The 23,967-nt window shown below is 41.3% G+C and carries 37 protein-coding genes; 30 read left to right on the forward strand and 7 right to left on the reverse strand.

What is annotated here, in order from left to right:
• Window positions 1-80: 80 nt before the first annotated feature.
• From Q0465_RS01645 to Q0465_RS01675, 7 genes are all read right to left on the reverse strand, one after another.
• Entirely contained in the window at window positions 81-1,775 is a 1,695-nt protein-coding gene (locus Q0465_RS01645) for a Na/Pi cotransporter family protein (RefSeq protein WP_298611903.1), read from the reverse strand.
• A gap of 203 nt (window positions 1,776-1,978) precedes the next feature.
• Window positions 1,979-3,607 (reverse strand): chaperonin GroEL, encoded by a 1,629-nt coding sequence (groL, locus tag Q0465_RS01650; protein ID WP_298611906.1) that lies wholly within the window; start codon window positions 3,605-3,607, stop codon window positions 1,979-1,981.
• A gap of 60 nt (window positions 3,608-3,667) precedes the next feature.
• Complete coding sequence (groES, locus tag Q0465_RS01655; protein WP_298611909.1) at window positions 3,668-3,937, reverse strand: co-chaperone GroES; 270 nt, start codon at window positions 3,935-3,937, stop codon at window positions 3,668-3,670.
• Between the two features lie 285 nt (window positions 3,938-4,222).
• Complete coding sequence (gene secG, locus Q0465_RS01660; protein WP_298611912.1) at window positions 4,223-4,591, reverse strand: preprotein translocase subunit SecG; 369 nt, start codon at window positions 4,589-4,591, stop codon at window positions 4,223-4,225.
• Window positions 4,592-4,593: 2 nt separating this feature from the next.
• On the reverse strand, window positions 4,594-5,454 hold the full coding sequence (locus tag Q0465_RS01665; RefSeq protein WP_298611915.1) for a hypothetical protein: 861 nt from the start codon (window positions 5,452-5,454) through the stop codon (window positions 4,594-4,596).
• Between the two features lie 31 nt (window positions 5,455-5,485).
• The gene (locus Q0465_RS01670) at window positions 5,486-6,007 is read right to left on the reverse strand and encodes an LptE family protein (protein ID WP_298611918.1); all 522 of its coding nucleotides are present in this window, start codon (window positions 6,005-6,007) and stop codon (window positions 5,486-5,488) included.
• Between the two features lie 71 nt (window positions 6,008-6,078).
• Window positions 6,079-7,314: a sigma-54-dependent Fis family transcriptional regulator gene (locus Q0465_RS01675; protein WP_298611921.1), complete on the reverse strand. Its 1,236-nt coding sequence runs from the start codon at window positions 7,312-7,314 to the stop codon at window positions 6,079-6,081.
• Between the two features lie 293 nt (window positions 7,315-7,607).
• On the opposite strand from Q0465_RS01675, the gene rpsL reads away from it, so the two are divergent.
• The 30 genes from rpsL (at window position 7,608) to rpsK (ending at window position 23,923) form a co-directional block, all read left to right on the forward strand.
• Window positions 7,608-8,009 (forward strand): 30S ribosomal protein S12, encoded by a 402-nt coding sequence (gene rpsL / locus Q0465_RS01680; RefSeq protein WP_009137843.1) that lies wholly within the window; start codon window positions 7,608-7,610, stop codon window positions 8,007-8,009.
• Window positions 8,010-8,124: 115 nt separating this feature from the next.
• On the forward strand, window positions 8,125-8,604 hold the full coding sequence (rpsG, locus tag Q0465_RS01685) for a 30S ribosomal protein S7 (protein ID WP_298611924.1): 480 nt from the start codon (window positions 8,125-8,127) through the stop codon (window positions 8,602-8,604).
• Between the two features lie 17 nt (window positions 8,605-8,621).
• Window positions 8,622-10,724, forward strand: a complete 2,103-nt coding sequence (gene fusA, locus Q0465_RS01690; RefSeq protein WP_298611927.1) for an elongation factor G — start codon at window positions 8,622-8,624, stop codon at window positions 10,722-10,724.
• 71 nt (window positions 10,725-10,795) lie between these two features.
• Window positions 10,796-11,101: a 30S ribosomal protein S10 gene (gene rpsJ, locus Q0465_RS01695; protein ID WP_009137840.1), complete on the forward strand. Its 306-nt coding sequence runs from the start codon at window positions 10,796-10,798 to the stop codon at window positions 11,099-11,101.
• Between the two features lie 64 nt (window positions 11,102-11,165).
• Window positions 11,166-11,783, forward strand: a complete 618-nt coding sequence (rplC, locus tag Q0465_RS01700; RefSeq protein WP_298611931.1) for a 50S ribosomal protein L3 — start codon at window positions 11,166-11,168, stop codon at window positions 11,781-11,783.
• The gene (rplD, locus tag Q0465_RS01705; protein ID WP_298611934.1) at window positions 11,783-12,415 is read left to right on the forward strand and encodes a 50S ribosomal protein L4; all 633 of its coding nucleotides are present in this window, start codon (window positions 11,783-11,785) and stop codon (window positions 12,413-12,415) included. The genes rplC and rplD overlap by 1 nt, the downstream gene beginning before the upstream one ends.
• 11 nt (window positions 12,416-12,426) lie before the next feature.
• Entirely contained in the window at window positions 12,427-12,717 is a 291-nt protein-coding gene (rplW, locus tag Q0465_RS01710; RefSeq protein ID WP_298611937.1) for a 50S ribosomal protein L23, read from the forward strand.
• Between the two features lie 5 nt (window positions 12,718-12,722).
• Window positions 12,723-13,544, forward strand: coding sequence for a 50S ribosomal protein L2 (gene rplB / locus Q0465_RS01715; RefSeq protein ID WP_298611940.1), 822 nt, complete (start codon window positions 12,723-12,725; stop codon window positions 13,542-13,544).
• A gap of 21 nt (window positions 13,545-13,565) precedes the next feature.
• Window positions 13,566-13,829, forward strand: a complete 264-nt coding sequence (gene rpsS, locus Q0465_RS01720) for a 30S ribosomal protein S19 (protein WP_009137835.1) — start codon at window positions 13,566-13,568, stop codon at window positions 13,827-13,829.
• 35 nt (window positions 13,830-13,864) lie between these two features.
• Window positions 13,865-14,284 (forward strand): 50S ribosomal protein L22, encoded by a 420-nt coding sequence (gene rplV, locus Q0465_RS01725; protein ID WP_298611943.1) that lies wholly within the window; start codon window positions 13,865-13,867, stop codon window positions 14,282-14,284.
• A gap of 4 nt (window positions 14,285-14,288) precedes the next feature.
• On the forward strand, window positions 14,289-15,017 hold the full coding sequence (gene rpsC / locus Q0465_RS01730) for a 30S ribosomal protein S3 (protein WP_298611947.1): 729 nt from the start codon (window positions 14,289-14,291) through the stop codon (window positions 15,015-15,017).
• Between the two features lie 6 nt (window positions 15,018-15,023).
• A complete protein-coding gene (gene rplP / locus Q0465_RS01735) occupies window positions 15,024-15,443 on the forward strand; it encodes a 50S ribosomal protein L16 (protein WP_009137832.1) in 420 nt (139 codons plus the stop codon).
• A 44-nt stretch (window positions 15,444-15,487) separates the two neighbouring features.
• Window positions 15,488-15,688 carry a 50S ribosomal protein L29 gene (gene rpmC / locus Q0465_RS01740; protein ID WP_298611950.1) on the forward strand — a complete coding sequence of 67 codons (201 nt, stop codon included), beginning with the start codon at window positions 15,488-15,490 and terminating at the stop codon, window positions 15,686-15,688.
• Between the two features lie 4 nt (window positions 15,689-15,692).
• A complete protein-coding gene (gene rpsQ / locus Q0465_RS01745) occupies window positions 15,693-15,950 on the forward strand; it encodes a 30S ribosomal protein S17 (RefSeq protein WP_009137830.1) in 258 nt (85 codons plus the stop codon).
• A gap of 2 nt (window positions 15,951-15,952) precedes the next feature.
• Window positions 15,953-16,318 carry a 50S ribosomal protein L14 gene (gene rplN / locus Q0465_RS01750; RefSeq protein ID WP_298611954.1) on the forward strand — a complete coding sequence of 122 codons (366 nt, stop codon included), beginning with the start codon at window positions 15,953-15,955 and terminating at the stop codon, window positions 16,316-16,318.
• A gap of 84 nt (window positions 16,319-16,402) precedes the next feature.
• Window positions 16,403-16,726, forward strand: coding sequence for a 50S ribosomal protein L24 (gene rplX / locus Q0465_RS01755; RefSeq protein WP_298611957.1), 324 nt, complete (start codon window positions 16,403-16,405; stop codon window positions 16,724-16,726).
• Between the two features lie 160 nt (window positions 16,727-16,886).
• The gene (gene rplE / locus Q0465_RS01760) at window positions 16,887-17,435 is read left to right on the forward strand and encodes a 50S ribosomal protein L5 (protein WP_298611960.1); all 549 of its coding nucleotides are present in this window, start codon (window positions 16,887-16,889) and stop codon (window positions 17,433-17,435) included.
• 11 nt (window positions 17,436-17,446) lie between these two features.
• Window positions 17,447-17,716, forward strand: coding sequence for a 30S ribosomal protein S14 (rpsN, locus tag Q0465_RS01765; RefSeq protein WP_009137826.1), 270 nt, complete (start codon window positions 17,447-17,449; stop codon window positions 17,714-17,716).
• Between the two features lie 20 nt (window positions 17,717-17,736).
• On the forward strand, window positions 17,737-18,132 hold the full coding sequence (gene rpsH, locus Q0465_RS01770) for a 30S ribosomal protein S8 (protein ID WP_298611964.1): 396 nt from the start codon (window positions 17,737-17,739) through the stop codon (window positions 18,130-18,132).
• 18 nt (window positions 18,133-18,150) lie between these two features.
• Complete coding sequence (gene rplF, locus Q0465_RS01775) at window positions 18,151-18,705, forward strand: 50S ribosomal protein L6 (RefSeq protein ID WP_298611967.1); 555 nt, start codon at window positions 18,151-18,153, stop codon at window positions 18,703-18,705.
• 22 nt (window positions 18,706-18,727) lie between these two features.
• Window positions 18,728-19,084 (forward strand): 50S ribosomal protein L18, encoded by a 357-nt coding sequence (rplR, locus tag Q0465_RS01780; RefSeq protein ID WP_298611970.1) that lies wholly within the window; start codon window positions 18,728-18,730, stop codon window positions 19,082-19,084.
• Window positions 19,085-19,096: 12 nt separating this feature from the next.
• A complete protein-coding gene (gene rpsE / locus Q0465_RS01785) occupies window positions 19,097-19,603 on the forward strand; it encodes a 30S ribosomal protein S5 (RefSeq protein ID WP_298611972.1) in 507 nt (168 codons plus the stop codon).
• An 11-nt stretch (window positions 19,604-19,614) separates the two neighbouring features.
• Window positions 19,615-19,797, forward strand: coding sequence for a 50S ribosomal protein L30 (gene rpmD, locus Q0465_RS01790; RefSeq protein WP_298611974.1), 183 nt, complete (start codon window positions 19,615-19,617; stop codon window positions 19,795-19,797).
• 27 nt (window positions 19,798-19,824) lie between these two features.
• The gene (gene rplO / locus Q0465_RS01795) at window positions 19,825-20,271 is read left to right on the forward strand and encodes a 50S ribosomal protein L15 (RefSeq protein ID WP_298611977.1); all 447 of its coding nucleotides are present in this window, start codon (window positions 19,825-19,827) and stop codon (window positions 20,269-20,271) included.
• Window positions 20,272-20,384: 113 nt separating this feature from the next.
• Window positions 20,385-21,725, forward strand: a complete 1,341-nt coding sequence (secY, locus tag Q0465_RS01800) for a preprotein translocase subunit SecY (protein ID WP_298611979.1) — start codon at window positions 20,385-20,387, stop codon at window positions 21,723-21,725.
• A 121-nt stretch (window positions 21,726-21,846) separates the two neighbouring features.
• Entirely contained in the window at window positions 21,847-22,659 is an 813-nt protein-coding gene (map, locus tag Q0465_RS01805) for a type I methionyl aminopeptidase (RefSeq protein WP_298611982.1), read from the forward strand.
• Between the two features lie 20 nt (window positions 22,660-22,679).
• A complete protein-coding gene (infA, locus tag Q0465_RS01810; RefSeq protein WP_009137817.1) occupies window positions 22,680-22,901 on the forward strand; it encodes a translation initiation factor IF-1 in 222 nt (73 codons plus the stop codon).
• A gap of 95 nt (window positions 22,902-22,996) precedes the next feature.
• The gene (gene ykgO, locus Q0465_RS01815; RefSeq protein ID WP_071987208.1) at window positions 22,997-23,113 is read left to right on the forward strand and encodes a type B 50S ribosomal protein L36; all 117 of its coding nucleotides are present in this window, start codon (window positions 22,997-22,999) and stop codon (window positions 23,111-23,113) included.
• A 30-nt stretch (window positions 23,114-23,143) separates the two neighbouring features.
• The gene (rpsM, locus tag Q0465_RS01820) at window positions 23,144-23,521 is read left to right on the forward strand and encodes a 30S ribosomal protein S13 (protein ID WP_298611990.1); all 378 of its coding nucleotides are present in this window, start codon (window positions 23,144-23,146) and stop codon (window positions 23,519-23,521) included.
• A gap of 12 nt (window positions 23,522-23,533) precedes the next feature.
• On the forward strand, window positions 23,534-23,923 hold the full coding sequence (rpsK, locus tag Q0465_RS01825; protein WP_298611992.1) for a 30S ribosomal protein S11: 390 nt from the start codon (window positions 23,534-23,536) through the stop codon (window positions 23,921-23,923).
• The last annotated feature ends 44 nt before the right edge of the window (window positions 23,924-23,967 follow it).

Raw genomic sequence — 23,967 nt, forward strand, 5'->3', positions numbered from 1 at the left:
ATCTTATTCGTTTTGTTAATATTTAGAAACTATTCTGTTCTTTTCTCTGAATTATATTCGGTATAAAAGATAAATTCCCATTAATTATCCGTTCCGATTTCCTTAATGGCTTGGGTTACATTAATGGCATAATCTCCTATCTTTTCGCATTCAGAAAACATATCCGTATATAAAATTCCGGTAGGATAATTGTACCTTTTTCCTTCGATAGCGATGAGGTGTTCTTGTTTCAGAATGGTACGGTAATCGTTAATGGCATGTTCCAACTCGTAAGCCTTTTTCGCATTCACTTCTTTATATTCCATTGACAGGTTGTTACACATCACGCCTAAGGTTTCGTCTATCAAAGCAAACATGCTTTTTAATTTATGGTTCAATTCTTCCGGGAATACCTCATTTTGTTCATTCTTACGAAGCATTGCCTTTGCCACATTAAGGGAAGAGTCGGCGATGCTTTCGATTTCCGAGACAATTTTAAACATGGCCCGGATGCGCTGAGAGTTTTCTGTTGATAACTTGGATTCGGATACTTTTGTCAGATAATCGGCAATTTCCACTTCAATTTTATCACTTTCATCTTCCAGCTTTACAAGTTTGTCAAATTGTTTTTCGAAATCTTTGGGCGTCATATCCAGGGAAGCTGCAACTTTCTGGAACATATCCCGGGTATTTTTACCGTATAGGGCAATTTCCTGTTTGGCCTGGAACAGAGAAGCGTCCGGAGTGGAAAGTAATCCGATTTTTATGTGTTTTAATTTGAATACATCTTCATTGCTTTCCCGGGTAGGAATAATTTTGGTAACCAAACGGGCGATCAGTTTTGTAAACCAGATGAGTAGCAGAACATTGGTAACATTGAATACCGTGTGAAACAAAGAAAGAGCCATAGGCACTGCTTCTATACTTGTGCTTGGATTTCCGATGCCCACAAAAACACTCAGTTCTTCTATCCATTTTAAAAATACCGGAAAAATAGCCAATACCCAGGTCACACCGAATACATTGAAAAGAAAATGGGCGAAGGCAGCTCTTTTAGCTGTGGTGTTTGCTACCATGGCAGCCAGATTGGCAGTAATGGTCGTTCCTATATTTTCCCCCAATACCATGGAAGCTGCAATATCGTAATTGATCCAGCCGTTTGCGCACATTACCAGCGTCAGAGCCATAGTAGCGGATGAAGACTGTATCAGGATCGTCAGGGCTGTTCCGATGAGCATGAACAGGATATACGACCCATAGCCCATATCAGTATAGTTTTGCAGGAAAGTAAAAATTTCGGGATTTTCATTCAGATTGGGCATGGAATTTTTTAAAAATTCCAAACCGATAAACAATAGACCAAATCCGATGATCAGTTCCCCCCAGCTTTTACGGGAACGTTTATTGGAAAATAAAAGCGGCAGACAAAGACCGATCAAAGGCAATGATACTTCCGCCATACTTATTTTAAAACCGAGGATGGAAATCAGCCAGGCAGTAACTGTCGTACCTACATTGGATCCCATAATTACACCAATGGATTCTACCAGGTTTAATAAACCGGCATTTACGAAACTGACGACCATTACGGTGGTGGCAGAGGAACTCTGAATAATAGTGGTAATGAGAAGACCGGTGATTACTCCTTTTACCCGGTTGGAAGTCATGGCTGCTAAAATATGACGCATTTTATCACCCGCAACTTTCTGTAAGGCTTCGCTCATTAATTTCATGCCGTACAGGAAAACTCCCAAAGAACCGATTAATTTCAGGAAATCAAAAATTCCGTAATCCATGTTATATTTGTTAACGAATTAAAATTTGCGAGTGTAAAAGTAAAAAACTCCCCTTAAAAACGAAAATATTACGCTGTCTAAATGGGACCTGAAACTAAAATACTTTAAAAAAAATGTAAAAAAGCGGAAGAGGGGAAAGAAGGGAAATGTTTATAAAATAAAAAGCCCCTTTAGGGGGCTTTTATAAAGGATAAAGAAAGAGATTACATCATCCCTGGCATGCCACCGCCCATAGCAGGTGCTGCAGGTTCTTCTTTTTTCTCTTCTACTAATACGCATTCGGTTGTCAGGAACATACCTGCAATTGACGCTGCATTCTCCAGAGCAACACGGGTTACCTTTTTCGGATCGATTACTCCGGCTTTTTTCAGATCTTCGTATACATCTGTCCGGGCATTGTAACCGAAATCACCTTTTCCTTCCCGTACTTTATTAACTACTACTGCTCCTTCTACACCTGCATTGAAAGCAATCTGGCGTAAAGGTTCTTCAATAGCCCGTTTAATAATTTCAATACCTGTGGTTTCGTCTTCCGTTTCTCCCTTCAGGTTTTCCAATGCAGCCTGAGCCCGTATATAAGCAACACCGCCTCCTGCTACAATACCTTCTTCAATAGCTGCTCTTGTTGCACTTAAAGCATCGTCTACGCGGTCTTTCTTTTCTTTCATTTCCACTTCAGAAGCAGCTCCTACATACAATACAGCTACTCCGCCTGCCAATTTAGCAAGTCTTTCCTGCAGTTTTTCCTTATCGTAATCGGAAGTTGACTTTTCAATCAATTTTTTGATTTGGGAAATCCGGTCAGCAATGGCCTGTTTTTCTCCTAGTCCGTGTACAATAGTCGTATTTTCTTTGTCGATTGACACTTTTTCAGCTCTACCTAACATGTCTATTGTAGCGGTTTCCAGTTTTAAACCTTTCTCTTCAGAGATTACAACGCCACCTGTCAGAATTGCAATATCTTCCAGCATATCTTTACGGCGGTCACCAAATCCCGGAGCTTTTACAGCTGCGATCTTCAAAGACCCTCTCAGGCGGTTTACTACCAGGGTAGCTAAAGCTTCGTTTTCTACGTCTTCTGCCACGATTACTAAAGCACGTCCGGCTTGGGCCACCGGCTCCAGAATCGGCAGTAATTCTTTCATAGTACTTACTTTCTTATCGTAAAGTAAAATGTAGGGATTTTCGAATTCAGCAACCATTTTGTCGCTGTCGGTAACAAAATACGGAGAGATATACCCCCGGTCGAATTGCATACCTTCTACCACTTTCACTTCAGTTTCCATGCCTTTGGCTTCTTCAACCGTGATCACGCCTTCTTTCTTTACTTTTTCCATGGCTTCTGCGATCAGGTTCCCGATCGTGTCGTCTCCATTGGCAGAAATCCGGCCTACCTGGCGTATTTTGTCATAATTATCCCCTACTTCTTCTTTTTGTTCTTCCAGGCTCTTTACGACTGCAGCCACCGCCTTGTCAATACCCCTTTTCAATTCCATAGGATTGGCTCCGGCAGTTACGTTTTTCAAGCCTACGTTAATGATGGATTGTGCCAAAACAGTTGCGGTTGTCGTACCGTCTCCGGCATCATCCCCTGTTTTTGAAGCTACTTCTTTTACCATCTGAGCCCCGATGTTTGCATACGGATCAGATAATTCAATTTCTTTAGCTACGGTTACCCCGTCTTTGGTGATTTGAGGGGCGCCAAATTTCTTCTCAACCACTACATTCCGGCCTTTCGGACCAAGCGTTACTTTTACTGCATTAGCCAGTTCATCTACACCTTTTTTTAACAGATCGCGGGCTTCAATATTGAATTTTATTTCTTTTGCCATAATGTTTTAGTTTTAACGTTTTTTGATTTTAAGAAGTCTCTTTAGATAAAGACTATTGGATTAAAGGACAACTAAAATGTCAGATTGATTCATTACTAAATATTTCTTGTCATCAATATGGATTTCCGTTCCGGAGTACTTTCCGAATAAAACGGTATCACCGGCCTTTATTTCCATCGGTTCATCGTTTTTGCCTTTACCGGTTGCAACTACAATTCCTTTCTGGGGTTTTTCTTTAGCAGAATCCGGAATGATAATTCCACTTGCCGTTTTTGTTTCTGCTTCTACAGGTTCAACAATTACTTTGTTAAGAACGGTTTTTAGTGCCATAATCTTAAAATTTTTAAAGTTTATAATATATTCATTTCATTTTTCCTGCAATGTTACAACGGGAATACCTGTTGTAATGTTTCAACTTTCTCCTTTATCATTTTTTGTGCCAAAAAACGATGAGTTTTTAGGAAAAGGTCTGTTTTTATGTATAAATGGTTGAAAATGAAATAAAAAAGAAACGGAATAATACTTTTTTATGGAAAATTTTTCAAATGACAGGAGGGTATAAAAAATGTCAGTATGACTGACATACTGACATTCTGATAAGGATACGGCTGAAATTTAGTTTTGTGTATTTTCAGCCGGCGTATTTTCATTAGCTGTCGGCGTCTGGTCTCCCTGTGGTTGAGTGGTAAAAGGAGGGATTACCTGATTGCCCGGAGCCTTTTGTACCTGTTCCTGTATGGCTGATTTCCCGCCAATTTCTCCTCTGGGGATAGCTAAAGCAGCGATAACGCATAATAACAGCATTGCACCTGCCAATGTCCAGGTGGCTTTTTCCAAAAAATCCGTTGTTTTTCTTACACCCATAATCTGGTTAGAAGCTGCAAATGATGAAGCTAGTCCGCCGCCTTTGGAATTTTGCACCAGCACAATTAATATCAGTAGGATACAGATAATTACAATTAAAACTGAGATTGCAGTATACATAGTTACTCGTTATTATTGATTTGATCTTTAATTTTTTCAATTCGGTTTGCAAAGTAAACACTTTTTTCCGGATATTTCAAACTTAATTTTATATAAGTTGTAATTGCTTTTTCGTATAACTTCTGTTTGATGTAGATTTTAGCCAGTGTTTCTGAAAAAAGATCGTCTTTTTCCTGATAACTCTCTGCCGATAAATCCCGGTCGTCGACCTCTTCCAGTTGTCCTTTGGGAAGAGACGGCTGCTCTAAGATGAATTTGTCGATTAATGCACTCTTCGACGCTGCGTTCTCAGCGGGGGAAGCAGAAGATGCTTCCGTTTTTTTCTTTTTTTTGAGTTCTCCGGCAATTTCTCCTAAAGAAAGAGTTTCTTCCTCGGGAAAAATATCCTCCAGCCGGTAAGTATTGAATGCATCTTGTAATTCCGTTTGCAGGCTGCTAACCGCCTTTTTGGCCGTTAAAGGAGAGGACGTATGCTGACTTTCCTGTTCTTCTTCAAATAATTCAATCGGTTGGGAAAAAATTCCCGTGACATTTTCAGAGAGAGAGACTTCCGGACAGGATCTTGTCACGGAGGTGTCTGCTGCGCTACCCGGTTCCGCTTCTCTGGGAAGAAGGTCTTTTCTGAATTCAGCCCAGTTGTTCAAATATTTGTAGAATTGTTTGTAGTTAGGAATATAAATACTTCTGTGTTTTAATTCCTGGGAGAAGCGGTTATTTTGGGAGAGATAAAGCACTTTAAGAAAAAGAATCTGAGCAGCCTGAAAATAAGGATAGCGGTTGAGCAGAGCTTCCAGCTCTGTCAGCTCCTCACCTTTTATTTTTTCGGGATGAGAAAAGAATACTATCCATTTATCTATTTTCATCAGTTCATATTCTTCTGGTTCAGTAAATCTTTTACCAGTTCACTAGGGCTTTATTATAAATATCTTCGATAATTTTGTCCAGTATGGTGGTGATTAAGCCTTCTTCTGCAGAATCGAAATCGATGTCTATACTGTAATCCGTATAATTGGAAAAACGGGAGTCGAAGTCGTATTTATCGTCTTTGGTATTGGTATACTTAACCCGTATTTCTATCGTAAGACGGTTAGAGGAAGCGATCTCGTCCCTTTGGATATCGATGGGTTTTTGATAATATCCTACGATTTCTCCTTCAAAACGGATATCTCCGTTATTGTCTGTCATTTCTTTCAGGCTTGTTTTTGTCCGCAAATATTCCGTTAATTTTTCACGGAAAAGAGTGCTCAGGTAAGGAACGACCAACAGAGCCCGGTTGGGAAAATAATCGACAGAATACGTTTTTACATCCGGCGAAATAGAAGCGCCTGTCATGGAATATTTGATGCTGGCGAGTTTACATGAATCGCAACAAAGGAGGATAAGGAGGGTACAAACCAGAATTTTCAGTGTTTTCATAGAGATAGATATATAATTTGCAAAGATAGTAATTAATGTAAAACTGAAAGTTAAATGTGGTTCCTGAAGATTTAAATTTCAATATTGTATTCTTTTAATTTCCGGTAAAGTGTCCTTTCGGAAATACCTAAATCATTTGCTGCCATTTTACGCTTACCGTGATTCTTTTCGAGGGCTTTTATGATGAGTTCTTTTTCTTTTTCTTCGATCGAAAAAGATTCCTCTACGAGCGCTTCTGTGTCCTGAATTTGTTCTTCCGGATGTACAGCCGGATGGTTGATTACCGGTTTACTGGTGAGTTCGGTTTTCGGCTGTTCGTACTGGTGCCGGATGACCAGTGAGGTCGGAGGGGGGGTAGAAGGTGCAGCAAGATCTTCCTTTTCGATCATTCCGTAGACGAGTTGTTTCAGATCGTTCATATCTTTTTTCATATCGAAAAGAATTTTGTAAAGGATTTCCCTTTCGGAAGCAAAACTACTTTCAGAAGTGTCATGATTTCCGGTAAGCACAGGTAATACGGGATGTTCTGCCGGTAAATATTTTTTTAAAGTAGAGGCATCTACTGTCCTTTCCTGTTCGATAATAGAAATTTGTTCGGTAATGTTTTTCAATTGCCTGATATTTCCGGGCCATCGGTAATTTTCAAGTAATTGTACGGCTTCTTCAGAGAGCCGGATAGCAGGCATACGGTATTTTTCTGCGAAATCCGAGGCGAATTTACGGAACAGGAGAGGGATATCTTCTTTTCTTTCGCGCAGAGGAGGTATATATATAGGTATCGTATTTAAACGATAGTAAAGATCTTCCCGGAATTTTCCGTTTTTTACTGCCTGAGGGATATCCAGATTGGTAGCTGCAATAACCCTTACATTGGTTTTCTGAACTTTCGAGGATCCTACCCGGATAAATTCACCGGATTCGAGTACCCGCAACAAACGGGCTTGAGTGGAAAGCGGAAGTTCCCCTACTTCGTCCAGAAAAATCGTACCTCCGTCAGTGACTTCAAAATATCCTTTCCGGTCGGATAAAGCTCCTGTAAAAGCTCCTTTTTCGTGCCCGAATAATTCCGAATCGATTGTACCTTCCGGAATGGCGCCGCAATTGACAGCAATGTACGGGGAATGTTTCCGGCTGCTGAAAAAATGGATAATACGGGGGAAAATTTCTTTTCCAACCCCGCTTTCACCTGTAATCAGTACGGATAAATCAGTAGGAGCAACTTGACGGGCGATGTCGATTGCCCGGTTTAAACCTTCATTATTTCCGATAATTTCAAAACGTTGTTTTATGGCTTGTAAATCTTCCATAGTCAGGATAAATAATTAAAGATAGACACGAGATACTGCAAAAATAGCAGTTCTGCTGACAAAATTACATTTGTTCCTTGTATTTTTATACTGATTCCGAAGTTTTTTTATAACGGTTTCCGGCTCAAAAATAGAAAAATAATTTTTTTGTGAGGAACTGCTTTCCCCGGGGTAATCTGTTGACTCTCTTTACTTTTTTCCAAAAAAATATCATAATTGTTTGGTAGTTAGGAAAAAGGTCAGTACATTTGCACTCCATTTTGAATAAAAGTATACTAATTAAAACTATTGTAATGCCTACTATTCAACAGTTAGTAAGAAAAGGAAGAACGAAAATTGTGGACAAGAGCAAGGCTCCTGCTTTGGATGCATGTCCGCAGAGACGTGGGGTTTGTGTACGTGTTTACACAACGACTCCGAAAAAGCCGAATTCAGCAATGAGAAAGGTGGCTCGTGTTAGATTAACCAACGGAAAAGAAGTGAATGCTTATATTCCGGGAGAAGGTCACAATTTGCAGGAACATTCCATCGTGATGATCCGTGGAGGACGTGTAAAGGATCTGCCGGGTGTACGTTATCATTTGGTTCGTGGTACATTGGATGCTGCCGGTGTTGCTGAAAGAAAACAAGGACGTTCTAAGTACGGTACGAAGAGACCGAAGCCGGGCCAGGCTGCAGCAAAAGGCAAAAAGTAAAAAGTGATTAACAGGAATTTGTTTATGAAGCGTTCCCGGAAAGTTGAGTAAATAGTTGTGAAACTGTTGAAGGCCAAACGGACAGCTGATCGAACCAGTTCGTAAACTAAAAGAAATGAGAAAAACTAAACCAAAGAAAAGAATTCTGTTACCGGACCCTAAATTCAACGATGTACTGGTAACCCGGTTTGTAAATGACCTGATGATAGATGGTAAAAAGACTATCGCTTTTAAGATCTTCTATGATGCTTTAGACATCGTTGAAGAAAAAATGGCTAAGAAAGAAGAAAAAACCGCTTTGGAGGTTTGGAAGCAAGCATTGGAGAACATTACTCCCCAAGTGGAAGTAAAGAGTCGCCGTGTAGGTGGTGCTACTTTCCAGGTGCCGATGGAAATCAATCCCAACAGAAAGAGAGCAATTTCTGTGAAGAATATGATTTTCTTCTCTCGAAAGAGAAGCGGTAAAAATATGGCAGAAAAATTGGCTGCTGAAATTATGGCAGCTTATAAAGAAGAAGGTGCAGCTTTCAAGAAGAAAGAAGATACCCACCGTATGGCAGAAGCTAACCGTGCTTTTGCACATTTCAGATTTTAATGAGGAGAGACAGATAAATGGCAAAGAGAGATTTACATTATACAAGAAATATCGGTATCATGGCTCATATTGATGCCGGTAAGACAACAACAACTGAGCGTATCCTGTATTTTACCGGTGTTAACCATAAAATAGGCGAGACCCATGATGGTACCGCTACTATGGACTGGATGGTACAGGAGCAGGAGAGGGGTATTACCATTACATCGGCTGCTACGACCTGTTTTTGGAATTACCAGGATCACGATTATAAGATCAATATTATTGATACCCCGGGACACGTTGACTTTACCGTAGAGGTAGAGCGTTCTTTGCGGGTATTGGACGGTGCTGTAGCATTGTTCTGTGCTGTAGGAGGCGTTGAAGCCCAGTCTGAAACTGTATGGCGTCAGGCTAATAAATATGGGGTTCCCCGGCTTGCTTTTGTAAATAAGATGGACCGTTCCGGTGCTGACTTTTTCAAAGCTGTCCGTGAAATCAAAGAAAAACTAAGTGCTAATCCCATTCCGCTGGAACTTCCGATCGGAGCAGAAGAGAACTTTAAAGGAGTAATCGATCTGGTGGAAATGAAGGCTTATGTATGGGAGAACGGTTCAATGGAAGCAACGATACAGGATATTCCGGAAGAATTAATGGCTGAAGCACAAGAATGGAGGGAAAAACTGGTTGAAGCAGCAGCTGTTCAGGATGAAGCTTTGATGGAACGTTTCTTTGAAGATCCGGATGCCATAACTGTAGAAGAATTGAAGGCTGTCATCCGTAAGGCTGTTATTGCTATGGATTTTTGTCCGGTAATGTGTGGTTCTTCTTTTAAGAATAAAGGCGTTCAGAATTTATTGGATGCAGTTATTGCTTATTTGCCGAATCCGCTGGATATCCCGAACAGCAAGGGAACAGATCCCCGGAATGGAGAAGAGGCTTATTTCCCGGTAGATCCCGAAGCTCCGCTTTCAGCTTTGGCATTTAAAATCGCAACCGATCCTTTCGTAGGCCGTTTGTGTTATACCCGGATTTATTCCGGTAAGATTGAAGCCGGCTCTTATGTATACAACCCGCGTACCGACAAGAAAGAACGTATTTCCCGTTTGTTCCAGATGCATTCCAATAAGCAGATGCCGAAGGAGGTGCTGGAAGCCGGAGATATTTGTGCTTGTGTCGGATTTAAAGATATCCGTACCGGTGATACGCTTTGTTCAGAAGAAAAGCCCATCGTATTGGAAAGCATGACCTTCCCGGATCCGGTGATTGGTATTGCAGTGGAACCTTTGACACAGAAAGATACGGATAAACTGGGAATGGCTTTGTCTAAGTTAGCGGAAGAGGATCCTACTTTCCGGGTTAAAACTGACGAAGATTCTGGTCAGACAGTGATCAGCGGTATGGGAGAACTTCACCTGGATATTATCTTAGACCGTCTGAGACGCGAGTTTAAGGTAGAATGTAATCAGGGAGCTCCTCAGGTAGCTTATAAAGAAGCTATTACTCAGCCGGTAGAACATCGTCATGTGTTCAAGAAACAAACGGGAGGCCGTGGTAAATTTGCCGATATTATTTTCCGTATGGAGCCTGCAGAACAAGGTAAAGAAGGCTTGACTTTTGTAAATGAGGTAAAAGGAGGTAATATTCCGAAAGAATTTATTCCTTCTGTAGAGAAAGGTTTCAAGGAAGCGATGAATAACGGTGTGTTAGCTGGTTATCCGCTGGAAAGTCTGAAGATTACCTTATTAGATGGTTCTTTCCATCCGGTAGACTCCGATGCCCTTTCATTTGAAATGGCTGCCAAAATCGGTTATAAAGAAGCTGCTCAGAAAGCCAGACCGGTATTGTTGGAGCCGATTATGAAACTGGAAGTTGTTACTCCGGAAGATTATATGGGAGATATTATTGCTGACCTCAACCGTCGCCGTGGGCAGGTAGAAGGTATGGAATCCCGTACGGGAGCCCGTGTAATTGAAGCTAAAGTACCGTTGTCAGAACAATTCGGTTATGTAACTGTTTTGAGAACTTTGTCTTCTGGGCGCGCCAGTTCTTCTATGGAATTCGATCATTATGCCGAAGTTCCGAAGAACATTGCTAAAGAAGTGGTCGAGAAAAATAACGGGAGAACAGAACTAGTATAAGAATTTTCGATTGTTAATTTGCGGTGGGAATTTTCTGCCGCAAATTTGAAATCATAATCATAACTAAAAACATGAGCCAAAAAATCAGAATTAAGTTGAAATCTTACGATCACAACTTGGTGGACAAATCGGCAGAAAAGATTGTTAAAACGGTAAAAGCTACCGGAGCTGTAGTAAGTGGTCCTATTCCGCTTCCGACACACAAAGGGATTTTTACAGTGAACCGCTCTACATTCGTGAATAAAAAGAGCCGGGAACAATTTTTAGTATGCACATTCAAAAGACTCATTGATATCTACAGTTCGACTGCAGGTACAATTGATGCGCTGATGAAACTTGAATTGCCAAGTGGTGTTGAAGTAGAGATTAAGGTGTGATAACGGCGAATACCTTATGTCGTTATTAAGAGAAAGAAAAACCTATTAAAAAGTAAAAGAAAAAATGCCAGGTTTAATTGGAAAAAAAGTCGGAATGACTTCCGTATTCAGTGTTGAGGGGAAAAGTATCCCATGCACTGTGATTGAGTGCGGTCCATGTATCGTAACCCAGGTCAAGACAAAAGAGACCGATGGTTATGAAGCACTTCAGTTGGGTTTTGAAGACAAAAAAGAAAAACACACAACGAAGCCGCTAAGTGGACACTTTAAAAAGGCAGGCACAACTCCGAAAAGGAAGCTCGTAGAGTTTTCAGGATTTGAGACCGAACACAAGTTAGGTGATGTGATCGATGTTACATTGTTCGAAGACACTCCTTTTGTTGATGTTGTAGGAACATCTAAAGGTAAAGGATTTCAGGGCGTTGTGAAACGTCATGGTTTTGCCGGTGTCGGCGAAGCTACCCATGGTCAGGACGACCGTCAGAGAGCACCGGGTTCAATTGGAGCTTGCTCCACCCCTTCACGTGTTTTCAAAGGTATGAGAATGGCCGGTAGAACAGGTGGCGATAGGGTTACTGTAGCAAACTTAGAGGTCTTGAAAGTAATTCCTGAAAATAATTTGTTGTTGGTGAAGGGATCTGTTCCCGGAACTAAAGGTTCATACGTAATTATTGAGAAGTAATGGAGTTAAGTGTATTAAACATTGCCGGAAAAGAAACAGGCAGGAAGATAGAGTTAAATGACGCTATCTTCGGAATAGAGCCTAATGAACACGCTATCTACCTTGACGTAAAACAGTATCTCGCCAACCAACGGCAGGGTACTCATAAGTCAAAGCAGAGAAATGAAGTGTCAGGAAGTACTGTAAAGCTGAAAAAGCAAAAAGGTACCGGAGGTGCACGTGCTGGTAGCATTAAAAATCCTCAGTTCAGGGGAGGTGGTCGTGTATTCGGTCCTGTACCCAGAGATTATCGTTTCAAATTAAATAAGAAACTGAAAAGATTGGCTCGTAAATCAGCTTTGGCTGTGAAAGCAAGTGCAAATGCCGTGACGGTAGTTGAAGATTTCAGCTTTGAAACACCGAAAACAAAACAGTTTGTTGAATTGGTTAACAATCTGAAAGTGAACCAAGGAAATCTGTTATTGGTTTTGAGTGATGTAAATGAGAATATATTGTTATCGGCTCGCAACTTACAGAATGTTGAAATTAAGAGAGTCAACGACTTGGCAACTTACAACATCATGAAGGCTAAAAACCTTGTACTTGTTGAAAGTTCTGTGAAGGGCCTGAATGAAATGTTCAATCTTAACTAATCGAAGAAGAGATGGAAATCATAATGAAGCCCATTCTGACAGAGAAAATGTCAGCGCTGACCGACAAAGAACACAAGGTGGCTTTTGTCGTAGCAAAAGATGCGAATAAGATAGAGATAAAGAAAGCAGTTGAAGAAATGTACGGAGTAACGGTAAAGGCTGTGAACACCCAGCGCTATCAAGGCACGGTGAAATCCAGATACACCAAGGCCGGTGTAATTACCGGAAGAACCGCTTCATTTAAAAAGGCAATTGTGACTTTAGCAGAAGGTGATAGTATTGATTTTTTTAGCAATATTTAAAGAACATGGCTGTAAGAAAATTAAATCCTGTAACTCCTGGTCAAAGACATAAGGTAGTAAATACCTTTGAACAGGTGACTACAGATAGACCTGAGAAATCATTGTTAAGACCTGTAAAAAAATCCGGTGGCCGTAATAATGCCGGAAAAATGACAATGAGATATATAGGTGGAGGTCATAAACGAAGATACAGAGTTGTGGATTTCAAACGGGACAAAGACAATATTCCTGCAAAAGTAGCGACTATTGAATATGACCCGAACAGAACTGCCCGCATCGCTTTGTTAGTATATGCAGATGGAGAAAAGCGTTATATTATAGCTCCGATCGGATTGACGGCTGGTCAGACCGTGGTGAGCGGAAAAGGAATTGTTCCTGAAGTAGGAAATGCTCTTTTCTTGTCTGAAATCCCATTAGGTACAATTATTCATAACATTGAATTAAGACCGGGACAGGGAGCTGTGATGGCTCGTAGTGCTGGATCTTATGCACAATTGGTTGCCAGAGAAGGGAAATATGCTTCCATCAAGTTACCTTCCGGAGAAATCCGTATGGTGCTTGTAACCTGTAAAGCTACCGTAGGTACAGTGTCCAATACCGATCATGCTTTGGAACGTTCCGGTAAAGCCGGTCGTAGCCGTTGGCTGGGCCGTCGTCCGAGAGTGAGAGGTGTCGTAATGAACCCGGTTGATCACCCGATGGGTGGTGGTGAAGGCCGTGCTTCAGGAGGACATCCGAGATCACGTAAAGGTTTGTTGGCTAAGGGTTATAAGACCAGAGCACCGAAGAAAGCTTCAAGTAAGTATATAATAGAAAGAAGGAAATAATAACCGATAAATAGTAATGTTATGAGTCGTTCGTTAAAAAAAGGCCCTTTTATAGATGTGAAGCTGGAGAAGAGAGTGTTGGCAATGAATGAGTCCAATAAAAAATCGGTTGTTAAAACCTGGGCTCGCTACTCTATGATTTCTCCGGATTTTGTAGGCCATACAGTAGCTGTACATAACGGTAATAAATTTATTCCGGTATATATCACCGAAAATATGGTGGGACATAAACTGGGAGAATTTGCACCGACACGTACCTTTAGAGGTCACGCCAATAAGAAATAAGCGTGATTAAGTTGAACCAATGAAGATGTATTAAAATGGGTGCAAGAAAAAGATTAAGAGCAAATCAGATAAAGGAGGCCAAGAAGGAGAAGGCTTTTGCTGTCCTGCGTGGTTGTCCTTCGTCACCTCAGAAAATGAGATTGGTGGCAGACTTGGTACGTGGAAAAGACGTACAGAGAGCTTTGGATATACTGAAATTTTGTCCTCGTGAAGCTGCCCGTAAAGTGGAAAAACTCTTGCTTTCGGCTATTGCCAACTGGAGTGCTAAGAATGAAGGTAAACGGATCGAAGATGCTTCTTTGTTTGTCAAGGAAATTTTCGTTGACGGTGCCGGCATTCTGAAAAGGCTGAGACCAGCCCCCCAGGGAAGAGCTCACCGGATCCGCAAGAGATCAAATCACGTGACTATCGTCTTGGGTAGCAAGACAGCAGTTGAAAATGTTGTAAAAGAATAATCGCATGGGACAAAAAGTTAATCCAATAAGCAATAGATTAGGAATCATCCGTGGATGGGATTCTAACTGGTTCGGCGGCAAAAAATATGGCGATAAACTGGTAGAAGATTTTAAAATCAGAAAATACCTGAACGCCCGTTTGGCTAAAGCCGGAATCGCAAAGATTGTTATCGAAAGGACCCTTAAGCTGATTACCATCACTATCAACACCGCCCGTCCGGGAATTATCATCGGTAAAGGCGGACAGGAAGTGGATAAGTTGAAAGAAGAGCTTAAGAAAATTACCGATAAGGAAGTACAAATTAATATCTTCGAAATTAAACGTCCTGAATTGGATGCCGTTATCGTAGGAAATAACATCGCTCGCCAGCTGGAAGGACGTGTTGCATACCGTAGAGCTATCAAAATGGCTATTCAGTCGACTATGCGAATGGGAGCTGAAGGAATCAAAGTTTTGATATCCGGTCGTTTGAACGGAGCTGAAATGGCGCGTGCCGAAATCTTCAAGGAAGGAAGAATTCCGCTGCACACTTTCCGTGCAGACATTGATTACGCACAGGCAGAAGCATTGACGACTTACGGTTTGCTGGGTATAAAAGTATGGATTTGTAAAGGTGAGGTATACGGTAAACGGGAATTAGTGCCGAATTCCGTGCTGGCTTCCCGGGAAACCCGTAATGCTGCTAATACAAATACCGCTGGTAAGAAGAATTTCAAAAAAAGAAAAAAGTAGTGAGTTATGTTACAGCCAAAAAGGACTAAATACAGAAGAAGTCAAAAGGGAAGAATGAAAGGGAATGCCCAGAGGGGACATGAACTGGCATTCGGATCTTTCGGAATAAAGGCGTTAGAGTCCATGTGGATCGAAGGACGCCAGATTGAAGCAGCCCGTGTAGCTGTTACCCGTTATATGCAACGTCAGGGACAAATATGGATCCGGATATTCCCGGATAAACCCATTACCAAAAAGCCTGCAGAAGTACGTATGGGTAAAGGTAAAGGTAATCCGGAAGGATTCGTGGCTCCAGTAACTCCGGGCCGTATCCTTTTCGAAGCAGACGGTGTTCCGTATGCAGTGGCAAAAGAAGCTTTACGTCTTGCAGCCCAGAAATTACCTATTACGACAAAGTTTGTGGTTAGACGTGACTATTCAGAATAGTCGTCAGACTGTTAATTGTAGAACTAAATTAATTTGACAGCAAGATGAAGAATTCAGAAATAATAGAAATGACCACAGACGATCTTAAAGAAAGAGTAATGGCAGAAAAAGCTGCTCTGAATAAGATGAAGATGAACCATACGATCACTCCTCTGGAGAATACGATGCAAATCCGTGCCAAGAGAAAAGATATCGCTCGTATGTTGACAGAGTTGCGTAAGAGAGAATTAACGGTAAAGAAGTAAAGTAATGGAAGAAAGAAATCTTAGAAAAGAACGTATCGGTCTTGTCGTAAGCAATAAGATGGAAAAGTCCATCACAGTTGCCGTTCATTTTAAAGAAAAACATCCGATTTACGGAAAATTTGTGAATAAGACCAAGAAGTTCACCGCTCACGACGAGAAAAATGAATGTAACGTCGGAGATAAAGTGAGAATTATGGAAACCCGTCCCTTGAGTAAAATGAAGAGATGGAGATTAGTGGAAATCATTGAAAGAGCGAAGTAATCATGATACAACAGGAAACCAGATTAACAGTAGCAGATAACAGCGGTGCCAAAGAAGTACTGTGTATCCGCGTTCTGGGAGGAACCCGGAAAAGATATGCACGTGTGGGCGACAAGATCGTTGTATCTGTAAAAAGCGCCTTACCTGGCGGTGAATTGAAAAAAGGAACGGTTAGTAAGGCTGTAGTTGTTCGCACCTCTAAAGAATATCGGCGTCCCGATGGTTCTTATATCCGGTTTGACGACAACGCTTGTGTGTTGTTGAATAATGCGGGTGAAATGAGAGGAACCCGTATTTTCGGACCGGTTGCCCGTGAAGTTCGTGAAGGTTACACGAAAATTGTTTCGTTGGCTCCCGAAGTACTTTAATAATTTTAGATTTAGGATTCGGTACCCGGAAGAATGTTTTATAGAACAACCGGTTCGAAGCTAAACCGTAAATAAAAAAATGCGATGAACAGAAAGTTTCATATAAAGAAAGGTGATTTAGTTTACGTGAATGCCGGAGTCGATAAGGGCAAACAGGGCAAGGTCCTGGAAATGTTTCCCGAACAGGAAAGAGCTATCGTGGAAGGCATTAACATGGTAAGCAAACATACCAAACCCAATGCGAAAAATCCGCAGGGAGGAATTATTAAAAAAGAAGCTCCGATTCATATTTCTAATCTGAATGTGGTAGATCCGTCTACCAGTAAGCCTACCCGTATCGGCCGTAAGCTGAACGACAAAGGGCAGTTAGTCAGATATGCAAAGAAATCAGGGGAAATCTTGAAGTAAAAAAAACGTTACAGTTGTATCATAACCGGAAATAACGAGTTGCAAGTTACTGGAGAACTTGTAACTTGTTTATGTACGGTTTGCAACTTTTGAATTAAATTTGTAGCTTTGCCGCCGCAAATATTTATGCTGTGTGATACAGCCAATTAATAAAATAACGATGAAATACGTACCAAATTTAAAAACAAAGTATAACGAAGAAATTGTACCGACCTTAATGAAAGAGTTCGGATACAAGTCAGTTATGCAGGCACCCCGGTTGGAGAAGATAGTAATCAATCAGGGAGTAGGTTCCTCTATTCAGGATAAAAAAATTCTTGAATTTTCAGTGAACGAAATTGCGGCCATTACAGGTCAGAAGCCTGTTACAACAAAATCCGTAAAAGACGTATCTAACTTTAAATTGCGTAAAGGCATGCCGATCGGCGTACGGGTTACATTGCGTAAAGAACGTATGTACGAATTCCTGGAGAGGCTGATTACTTCAGCTTTACCACGTATCCGCGACTTTAAAGGAATTAACAGTAAGCTGGACGGCAGGGGCAACTATACATTAGGACTCGAAGAGCAGATCATATTTCCGGAAATTGTGCTCGATAATGTGCATAAGATTATGGGTATGAATATAACATTTGTGACTTCGGCTAATACCGACGAAGAAGGTTTTGCTCTTCTGAGAGAATTTGGATTACCATTTAAAAAGAATTAAAACCAGAGAAAATGGCAAAAGAATCAATGAAGGCCCGTGAAATGAAGCGTGCAAAATTGGTAGAAAAGTACGCAGCAAAACGGGCAAAATTAAAAGCTGAAGGCGACTATGCAGGATTGAGTCTTCTTCCGAAGAATTCCAATCCTATCCGTTTGCACAACAGGTGTAAACTGACCGGTAGACCGAGAGGTTACATGAGACAATTTGGTATCAGCAGGATCCAGTTCCGTGAAATGGCATCTGCAGGATTGATACCGGGAGTGAAGAAAGCTAGTTGGTAATATTTAAATGTAAAAAAGAAATGACAGATCCAATAGCAGATTATCTTACGCGTTTGAGAAATGCGATAAGAGCCGGTCATAAAGTGGTGGATATCCCCGGTTCGAATATGAAGAGGGAAATCACGAAAATCCTGAAAGAAAAGGGATATATTTTAAATTATAAGTTTGAACAAGACGGAGTAAAAAGCAATATTAAGATTGCTCTCAAATATAATCCGGAAACCAAATTATCTGCTATCCAGTCGCTGGTACGGGTATCTAAGCCGGGTTTAAGACGCTACACCAATGTCGAAGAAATGCCGCGTGTATTGAACGGCTTGGGAATTGCCATCTTGTCTACTTCTATGGGATTGATGACAGACAAAGAAGCTCGCCAGAAAAATGTAGGCGGTGAAGTATTGTGTTATGTGTATTAATTTAAAAGTGAAGAAGAGATGTCACGAATAGGAAAATTACCCATTCATATACCACAAGGGGTTACGGTAGCCGTAAGTCCGGATAACACCGTCACAGTAAAAGGGCCGAAAGGACAACTTTCCCAGAAAGTAAGTAAAGACCTTACTGTCACAGTAGATGAACACAATGTGCACGTAGCACGTCATACAGAAGATAAGGAACATAAGTCAATGCATGGTTTGTATCGTGCTTTGATCCATAATATGGTAGTAGGTGTTTCTGAAGGTTATACGATTAAACAGGAATTAGTCGGAGTAGGTTACAGGGCAAATGCAGAAGGACAAATTCTGGAATTGGGATTAGGGTATTCTCACTCTATCTTCATGCAATTACCGGATGAAGTGAAAGTTTCTGCTGTTACAGAAAAACGGGCTAATCCGATTATTACACTGGAAAGTTGTGATAAGCAACTGATCGGTCAGGTAGCTGCCAAGATCCGTTCATTCCGTCGTCCGGAACCTTATAAAGGTAAGGGTATCCGCTTCGTAGGTGAACAGGTACGCCGTAAAGCAGGTAAGTCAGCTAAAGTTTAATCACCTAAAGTAAGTAAAAGTTATGGCTTTAACTAAGGAAGAAAGAAGATTAAGAATAAAGAGGAGAATTCGGAAGATTATCTCCGGAACAGCTGAGAGACCCCGTTTGAGCGTATTCCGTTCAAATGCGCAGATTTCCGTACAGCTGATAGATGATGAAGCAGGTAAAACGCTTTTATCTGTATCTTCATTGAGCAAGGAAATTGCTGAAAAGAAAGGCACGAAGACAGAGCAGGCTGCATTGGTAGGTGCTGCTGTCGCTGAAAAAGCAAAAGCAGCCGGTATTCAGTCGGTTGTCTTTGACCGGAATGGTTATTTGTATCACGGAAGGGTGAAAGCATTAGCTGACGCTGCCCGTAACGGAGGTCTTAATTTTTAAAAGTTAGCAGGAATGGAACAAAAAATTAATAATACTGACTTGGAATTAAAAGACAGATTGGTGGCTATCAATCGGGTGACCAAAGTTACTAAAGGAGGTAGAACTTTCAGTTTTGCTGCAATTGTCGTAGTCGGTGACGAGAACGGCATTGTCGGCTGGGGACTGGGGAAAGCAAATGAAGTAACTACGGCTATTGCCAAGGGTATAGAAGCAGCTAAAAAGAATTTAGTGAAAATACCGGTATTCAAAGGGACAATTCCTCACGAACAGGTGGCCCGCTTTGGAGGTGCAGAAGTGTTTATGAAACCCGCTTCTTCCGGTACCGGACTCGTAGCCGGAGGTGCTATGCGTGCTGTATTGGAAAGTGCAGGTATCCGTGATGTGTTGGCAAAGAGTAAAGGTTCTTCCAATCCTCACAATCTGGTAAAAGCAACTATTGCTGCTTTGAAACAGATGAGAGATGCCCGTATGGTGGCACAGCAAAGAAATGTGAGCGTGGATAAAGTGTTTAACGGTTAATGAGATGAGTTATGGCAAAGATTAAAGTTACATTGGTAAAAAGTAAGATCGGTAGCGATAAACGTCAGGTAGGCACTTTAACAGCTCTGGGTTTAAATAAAATCAGCAGTAGTGCTGAACATGAAGTTACTCCGCAGATACTGGGAATGATTGCTAAAGTAAAACACCTGGTAAAAGTGGAAGAAGTAAAGTAATTGTCAAACGATTTTAATACATATAGAATGGATTTAAGTAGCTTAAAACCGGCTTGCGGTTCCACTCACCACGAAAAGAGAATTGGCCGCGGACAGGGTTCGGGAAAAGGAGGTACTTCTACAAGAGGACACAAAGGTGCCAAATCAAGATCCGGCTTTAAACATAAGATCGGTTTTGAAGGAGGTCAGATGCCGCTTCAGAGAAGAGTACCTAAATTCGGCTTTAAAAATATCAACCGGATTGAATTCAAGGCTATAAATGTCAGTATGCTTCAGGAATTGGCTGAAAGAGATAATCTGACAGCTATTGATAAAGATATACTGATTAAAGCCGGCCTGCTTTCTAAAAATGATCTTGTGAAGATATTAGGGGATGGGGTACTGAAAGCGAAGCTGGAAGTAAAAGCCAATGCTTTCTCTAAAAAAGCTGTAGAAGCTATCGAAGCTGCCGGAGGCGCAGCAATCGTTTTGTAAAACAAAACGGGTCCATAAAGTCCGTAAGGTCTGTAAAGTGCTAAGGTCGCAGACTTTCGACTTTTTGACTTCCGGCTTTATTGACTTTATGAACTATTAATAAGAAAGAACTTATGAAGTTATTTGATACATTAAAGAACATTTGGAAAATTGAAGAACTCCGGACCCGGATTCTCATGACGGTAGGCTTGATAGCCGTATACCGCCTGGGTACAGAAATTGTACTGCCGGGTATTGATCCGGCCGGACTTGCTGCTTTGAAGGAACAAACTTCAACAGGAGTGATGGGTTTGTTGGACATGTTTTCCGGAGGAGCATTTTCGAATGCTTCGGTATTTGCATTGGGTATTATGCCTTATATCTCAGCATCCATTGTAGTTCAGTTGCTGGGAATAGCCGTTCCTTATTTCCAGCGCATGCAACGCGAAGGGGAGAGCGGTAGACGTAAAATCAATCAAATTACCCGTTATCTGACTTTGATTATTCTCGTATTACAGGGAGCAGCGTATCTGACCAATTTACATGCACAAATCCCGGAATGGGCCTTTGTCATCAAAGGAGCTTTCTTTACTATTTCTTCTGTCGTAATTCTGGCTGCCGGTTCCATGTTTGTACTCTGGCTGGGAGAAAAAATTACGGATAAAGGTATTGGAAACGGAGTTTCTATCATCATTATGATCGGAATTATTGCCCGTTTGCCCTTTGCTTTCTTTGCAGAAGGAGCTTCCCGCTTGTCTCAGCAAGGCGGCGGTATGGTTGCTTTATTGGTGGAATTGATTGTATTGTTCCTGGTATTCTGCGGAACAATCATGTTGGTGCAAGGTACACGCAAAGTACCCGTACAGTATGCGAAACGGATTGTAGGTAACAAACAATATGGCGGAGTCCGTCAGTATATACCTTTGAAAATCAATGCAGCCGGTGTTATGCCGATTATCTTTGCCCAGGCATTGATGTTGCTGCCGATTTCATTCGTAAATTACGCCGCCTCTGAATCCCTCTCCGGATTTGCTGCTGCCTTTTCTAACTTCACCGGTTTCTGGTATAATTTTACCTTCTTTATTTTAATTGTATTATTCACTTATTTTTATACTGCAATTACCATTAATCCCCAACAAATGGCTGAGGATATGAAAAAGAACGGCGGATTTATACCGGGAGTGAAACCAGGAAAGAAGACAATGGAGTTCCTGGATACGATTATGTCACGTATTACTTTACCCGGATCTATTTTCCTGGGAATTGTAGCTATATTACCTGCTTTTGCAGTGATTGCGGGAGTAAATAATCAATTCGCACATTTCTACGGAGGTACTTCTTTGTTGATTCTGGTGGGGGTTGTATTGGATACACTGCAACAGATCGAGTCTCATTTGTTGATGCGTCATTACGACGGATTGATGAAAACCGGAAGAATTAAAGGAAAGACTCCGGGTGGACCTGCTGCTTATTAAGAAATAGAGAGTCGTAAAGCCGTAGGAGTATATCCGGGGCTTTGCGGCTTTTTTACGCTCATCTTCAACTTTTAAACGGTTGGAGCTTTGAGACTTTTAAAAAAAGTATTACTTTTGCGGCATGATTTTTTTAAAGACAGCAGAGGAGATTGAATTACTGAGGGAGAGTAATCTTTTGGTTGGAAAAACTCTGGGTGAAATGGCAAAACATGTTCGTCCGGGGATTTCGACTTTAGAATTGGATCGTATTGCAGAAGAGTTTATCCGGGACCATGGAGCCCAGCCTGGGTTTTTGGGATACGGAGGATTTCCGAATACGTTGTGTATCTCCATTAACGAGGAAGTGGTACACGGGATTCCTGCCGCCGATCGTATTTTAAAAGAAGGAGATGTCGTTTCCATAGATTGCGGAACTTTAAAAAATGGATTCTATGGAGATAGTGCCTATACTTTTGAAGTAGGGGAAGTGCGGGAGGAAGTGCGGAAATTGTTACGTACGACAAAAGAGGCTTTATACAAAGGTATCGAAAAGGCGATTGCCGGACTGAGAATAGGGGATATCGGTTATGCTGTGCAGAGCTATTGTGAAGCAAACGGTTATTCAGTAGTCCGGGAGTTGGTAGGACACGGGGTCGGACGGGATATGCACGAAGAACCGCAGGTGCCCAATTACGGAAGAAGGGGACAGGGAGCTAAATTAGTGGAAGGAATGGTAATTGCGATTGAGCCTATGATTAATCTGGGCAAACGGCATGTATACCAGGATATTGACGGATGGACGATACGGACACGCGACAGGCTGCCTTCAGCCCATTTTGAACACACTGTAGCTGTAGGGAAACATGGAGCAGATATTCTGTCTTCGTTTGAGTTTGTAGAAAAAAATTTAGAGAAAAAATCCCGTTTGGGAGAAAATGACTCTGAACAAATTTGATAATCAATTTTAATTAAAGTATGGCAAAACAGCCGTCAATAGAGCAAGATGGAGTGATAACCGAGGCTTTGTCGAACGCAATGTTTCGGGTAGAGTTGGAGAACGGACATATTATCACTGCCCATATATCCGGGAAAATGCGGATGCATTATATTAAGATTCTTCCTGGTGACCGGGTTCGGGTAGATATGTCACCTTATGATCTGACGAAAGGCAGAATTACGTTCAGATATAAAAATTAAATTCATCGGTAGTTTTCAAAAGCTGGAATTTTTTCGGAGATTTCAGAAGAATAAGCTGTCGGTGCATTATTTGTGAATATTCAAATTTAAAAACCATGAAGGTAAGAGCGTCCATTAAAAAACGGAATGACGATTGCAAAATTGTAAGAAGGAAAGGCGTTTTGTACGTCATTAACAAAAAGAACCCGAAGTTTAAACAACGTCAGGGTTGATTCATTAATCTGTAAAATTAAAAGAGATTTATGGCAAGAATCGTAGGTGTAGATTTACCCTCAAACAAAAGAGGAGAAATAGCCTTGACCTATATCTTTGGTATAGGTAGAAGTAGTGCCCGGACCATTCTGAGTAAGGCCGGCATCGATTTTGACACTAAGGTAAAAGACTGGAACGACGACCAGCTCGCAGCTGTACGAAAAGTGATAAATGCAGAGTACAAAGTTGAAGGAGAGCTGAGATCATCTGTTCAGATGAACATCAAACGTTTGATGGATATCGGTTGTTACCGTGGTATTCGTCATCGTTTAGGATTGCCCGTAAGAGGACAAAGTACAAAGAACAATGCCCGTACAAGAAAGGGCAAGAAGAAAACTGTTGCTAACAAGAAAAAAGCAACTAAATAATTGAATTGAATTATGGCAAAGAAGTCTACATCAAACAGGAAACGGTTAGTTAAAGTAGAAGCCGTTGGACAAGCACACGTTCATTCCTCTTTCAATAACATTATTATTTCGTTGACGAACCAGACCGGTCAAGTGATTTCCTGGTCGTCAGCTGGTAAAATGGGATTTAAAGGATCGAAGAAAAACACTCCTTATGCTGCACAGATGGCAGCCAGTGATTGTGCAAAAGTGGCATTTGATCTCGGAATGAGAAAAGCCAAGGTATATGTTAAAGGGCCGGGCAACGGCAGAGAATCCGCTATCCGGGCTATTCATGCCAGCGGAATCGAGGTGTCGGAAATTGTCGACGTAACTCCGCTGCCGCATAACGGTTGCCGTCCCCCGAAACGCAGAAGAGTGTAAGAAAATAAAAACTGAAAAGCTTCAGGAATTTTTATTTTCAATTT

This window comes from uncultured Odoribacter sp. (assembly GCF_937966165.1).
In the GTDB taxonomy this organism is placed as follows: Bacteria; Bacteroidota; Bacteroidia; order Bacteroidales; family Marinifilaceae; genus Culturomica.

What these genes read in the sequence shown, in the direction of transcription:
- rpsC (WP_298611947.1), top strand. Translation starts at nt 14,289, where the DNA reads ATGGGACAAAAAGTTAATCCAATAAGCAATAGATTAGGAATCATCCGT.
- rpsE (WP_298611972.1), top strand. Translation starts at nt 19,097, where the DNA reads ATGGAACAAAAAATTAATAATACTGACTTGGAATTAAAAGACAGATTG.
- Q0465_RS01665 (WP_298611915.1), bottom strand. Translation starts at nt 5,454, where the DNA reads ATGAAAATAGATAAATGGATAGTATTCTTTTCTCATCCCGAAAAAATA.
- groL (WP_298611906.1), bottom strand. Translation starts at nt 3,607, where the DNA reads ATGGCAAAAGAAATAAAATTCAATATTGAAGCCCGCGATCTGTTAAAA.
- rpsK (WP_298611992.1), top strand. Translation starts at nt 23,534, where the DNA reads ATGGCAAAGAAGTCTACATCAAACAGGAAACGGTTAGTTAAAGTAGAA.
- rpsG (WP_298611924.1), top strand. Translation starts at nt 8,125, where the DNA reads ATGAGAAAAACTAAACCAAAGAAAAGAATTCTGTTACCGGACCCTAAA.
- rplB (WP_298611940.1), top strand. Translation starts at nt 12,723, where the DNA reads ATGGCTGTAAGAAAATTAAATCCTGTAACTCCTGGTCAAAGACATAAG.
- rplW (WP_298611937.1), top strand. Translation starts at nt 12,427, where the DNA reads ATGGAAATCATAATGAAGCCCATTCTGACAGAGAAAATGTCAGCGCTG.
- rplR (WP_298611970.1), top strand. Translation starts at nt 18,728, where the DNA reads ATGGCTTTAACTAAGGAAGAAAGAAGATTAAGAATAAAGAGGAGAATT.
- ykgO (WP_071987208.1), top strand. Translation starts at nt 22,997, where the DNA reads ATGAAGGTAAGAGCGTCCATTAAAAAACGGAATGACGATTGCAAAATT.
- secG (WP_298611912.1), bottom strand. Translation starts at nt 4,591, where the DNA reads ATGTATACTGCAATCTCAGTTTTAATTGTAATTATCTGTATCCTACTG.
- rpsJ (WP_009137840.1), top strand. Translation starts at nt 10,796, where the DNA reads ATGAGCCAAAAAATCAGAATTAAGTTGAAATCTTACGATCACAACTTG.
- rplC (WP_298611931.1), top strand. Translation starts at nt 11,166, where the DNA reads ATGCCAGGTTTAATTGGAAAAAAAGTCGGAATGACTTCCGTATTCAGT.
- rpsN (WP_009137826.1), top strand. Translation starts at nt 17,447, where the DNA reads ATGGCAAAAGAATCAATGAAGGCCCGTGAAATGAAGCGTGCAAAATTG.
- Q0465_RS01675 (WP_298611921.1), bottom strand. Translation starts at nt 7,314, where the DNA reads ATGGAAGATTTACAAGCCATAAAACAACGTTTTGAAATTATCGGAAAT.
- Q0465_RS01645 (WP_298611903.1), bottom strand. Translation starts at nt 1,775, where the DNA reads ATGGATTACGGAATTTTTGATTTCCTGAAATTAATCGGTTCTTTGGGA.
- rplX (WP_298611957.1), top strand. Translation starts at nt 16,403, where the DNA reads ATGAACAGAAAGTTTCATATAAAGAAAGGTGATTTAGTTTACGTGAAT.
- rplF (WP_298611967.1), top strand. Translation starts at nt 18,151, where the DNA reads ATGTCACGAATAGGAAAATTACCCATTCATATACCACAAGGGGTTACG.
- Q0465_RS01670 (WP_298611918.1), bottom strand. Translation starts at nt 6,007, where the DNA reads ATGAAAACACTGAAAATTCTGGTTTGTACCCTCCTTATCCTCCTTTGT.
- rplE (WP_298611960.1), top strand. Translation starts at nt 16,887, where the DNA reads ATGAAATACGTACCAAATTTAAAAACAAAGTATAACGAAGAAATTGTA.
- rplN (WP_298611954.1), top strand. Translation starts at nt 15,953, where the DNA reads ATGATACAACAGGAAACCAGATTAACAGTAGCAGATAACAGCGGTGCC.
- rpsL (WP_009137843.1), top strand. Translation starts at nt 7,608, where the DNA reads ATGCCTACTATTCAACAGTTAGTAAGAAAAGGAAGAACGAAAATTGTG.
- rpmC (WP_298611950.1), top strand. Translation starts at nt 15,488, where the DNA reads ATGAAGAATTCAGAAATAATAGAAATGACCACAGACGATCTTAAAGAA.
- groES (WP_298611909.1), bottom strand. Translation starts at nt 3,937, where the DNA reads ATGGCACTAAAAACCGTTCTTAACAAAGTAATTGTTGAACCTGTAGAA.
- rpsH (WP_298611964.1), top strand. Translation starts at nt 17,737, where the DNA reads ATGACAGATCCAATAGCAGATTATCTTACGCGTTTGAGAAATGCGATA.
- fusA (WP_298611927.1), top strand. Translation starts at nt 8,622, where the DNA reads ATGGCAAAGAGAGATTTACATTATACAAGAAATATCGGTATCATGGCT.
- rplO (WP_298611977.1), top strand. Translation starts at nt 19,825, where the DNA reads ATGGATTTAAGTAGCTTAAAACCGGCTTGCGGTTCCACTCACCACGAA.
- rplP (WP_009137832.1), top strand. Translation starts at nt 15,024, where the DNA reads ATGTTACAGCCAAAAAGGACTAAATACAGAAGAAGTCAAAAGGGAAGA.
- rpsM (WP_298611990.1), top strand. Translation starts at nt 23,144, where the DNA reads ATGGCAAGAATCGTAGGTGTAGATTTACCCTCAAACAAAAGAGGAGAA.
- rpmD (WP_298611974.1), top strand. Translation starts at nt 19,615, where the DNA reads ATGGCAAAGATTAAAGTTACATTGGTAAAAAGTAAGATCGGTAGCGAT.
- rpsQ (WP_009137830.1), top strand. Translation starts at nt 15,693, where the DNA reads ATGGAAGAAAGAAATCTTAGAAAAGAACGTATCGGTCTTGTCGTAAGC.
- map (WP_298611982.1), top strand. Translation starts at nt 21,847, where the DNA reads ATGATTTTTTTAAAGACAGCAGAGGAGATTGAATTACTGAGGGAGAGT.
- rplD (WP_298611934.1), top strand. Translation starts at nt 11,783, where the DNA reads ATGGAGTTAAGTGTATTAAACATTGCCGGAAAAGAAACAGGCAGGAAG.
- infA (WP_009137817.1), top strand. Translation starts at nt 22,680, where the DNA reads ATGGCAAAACAGCCGTCAATAGAGCAAGATGGAGTGATAACCGAGGCT.
- rplV (WP_298611943.1), top strand. Translation starts at nt 13,865, where the DNA reads ATGGGTGCAAGAAAAAGATTAAGAGCAAATCAGATAAAGGAGGCCAAG.
- rpsS (WP_009137835.1), top strand. Translation starts at nt 13,566, where the DNA reads ATGAGTCGTTCGTTAAAAAAAGGCCCTTTTATAGATGTGAAGCTGGAG.
- secY (WP_298611979.1), top strand. Translation starts at nt 20,385, where the DNA reads ATGAAGTTATTTGATACATTAAAGAACATTTGGAAAATTGAAGAACTC.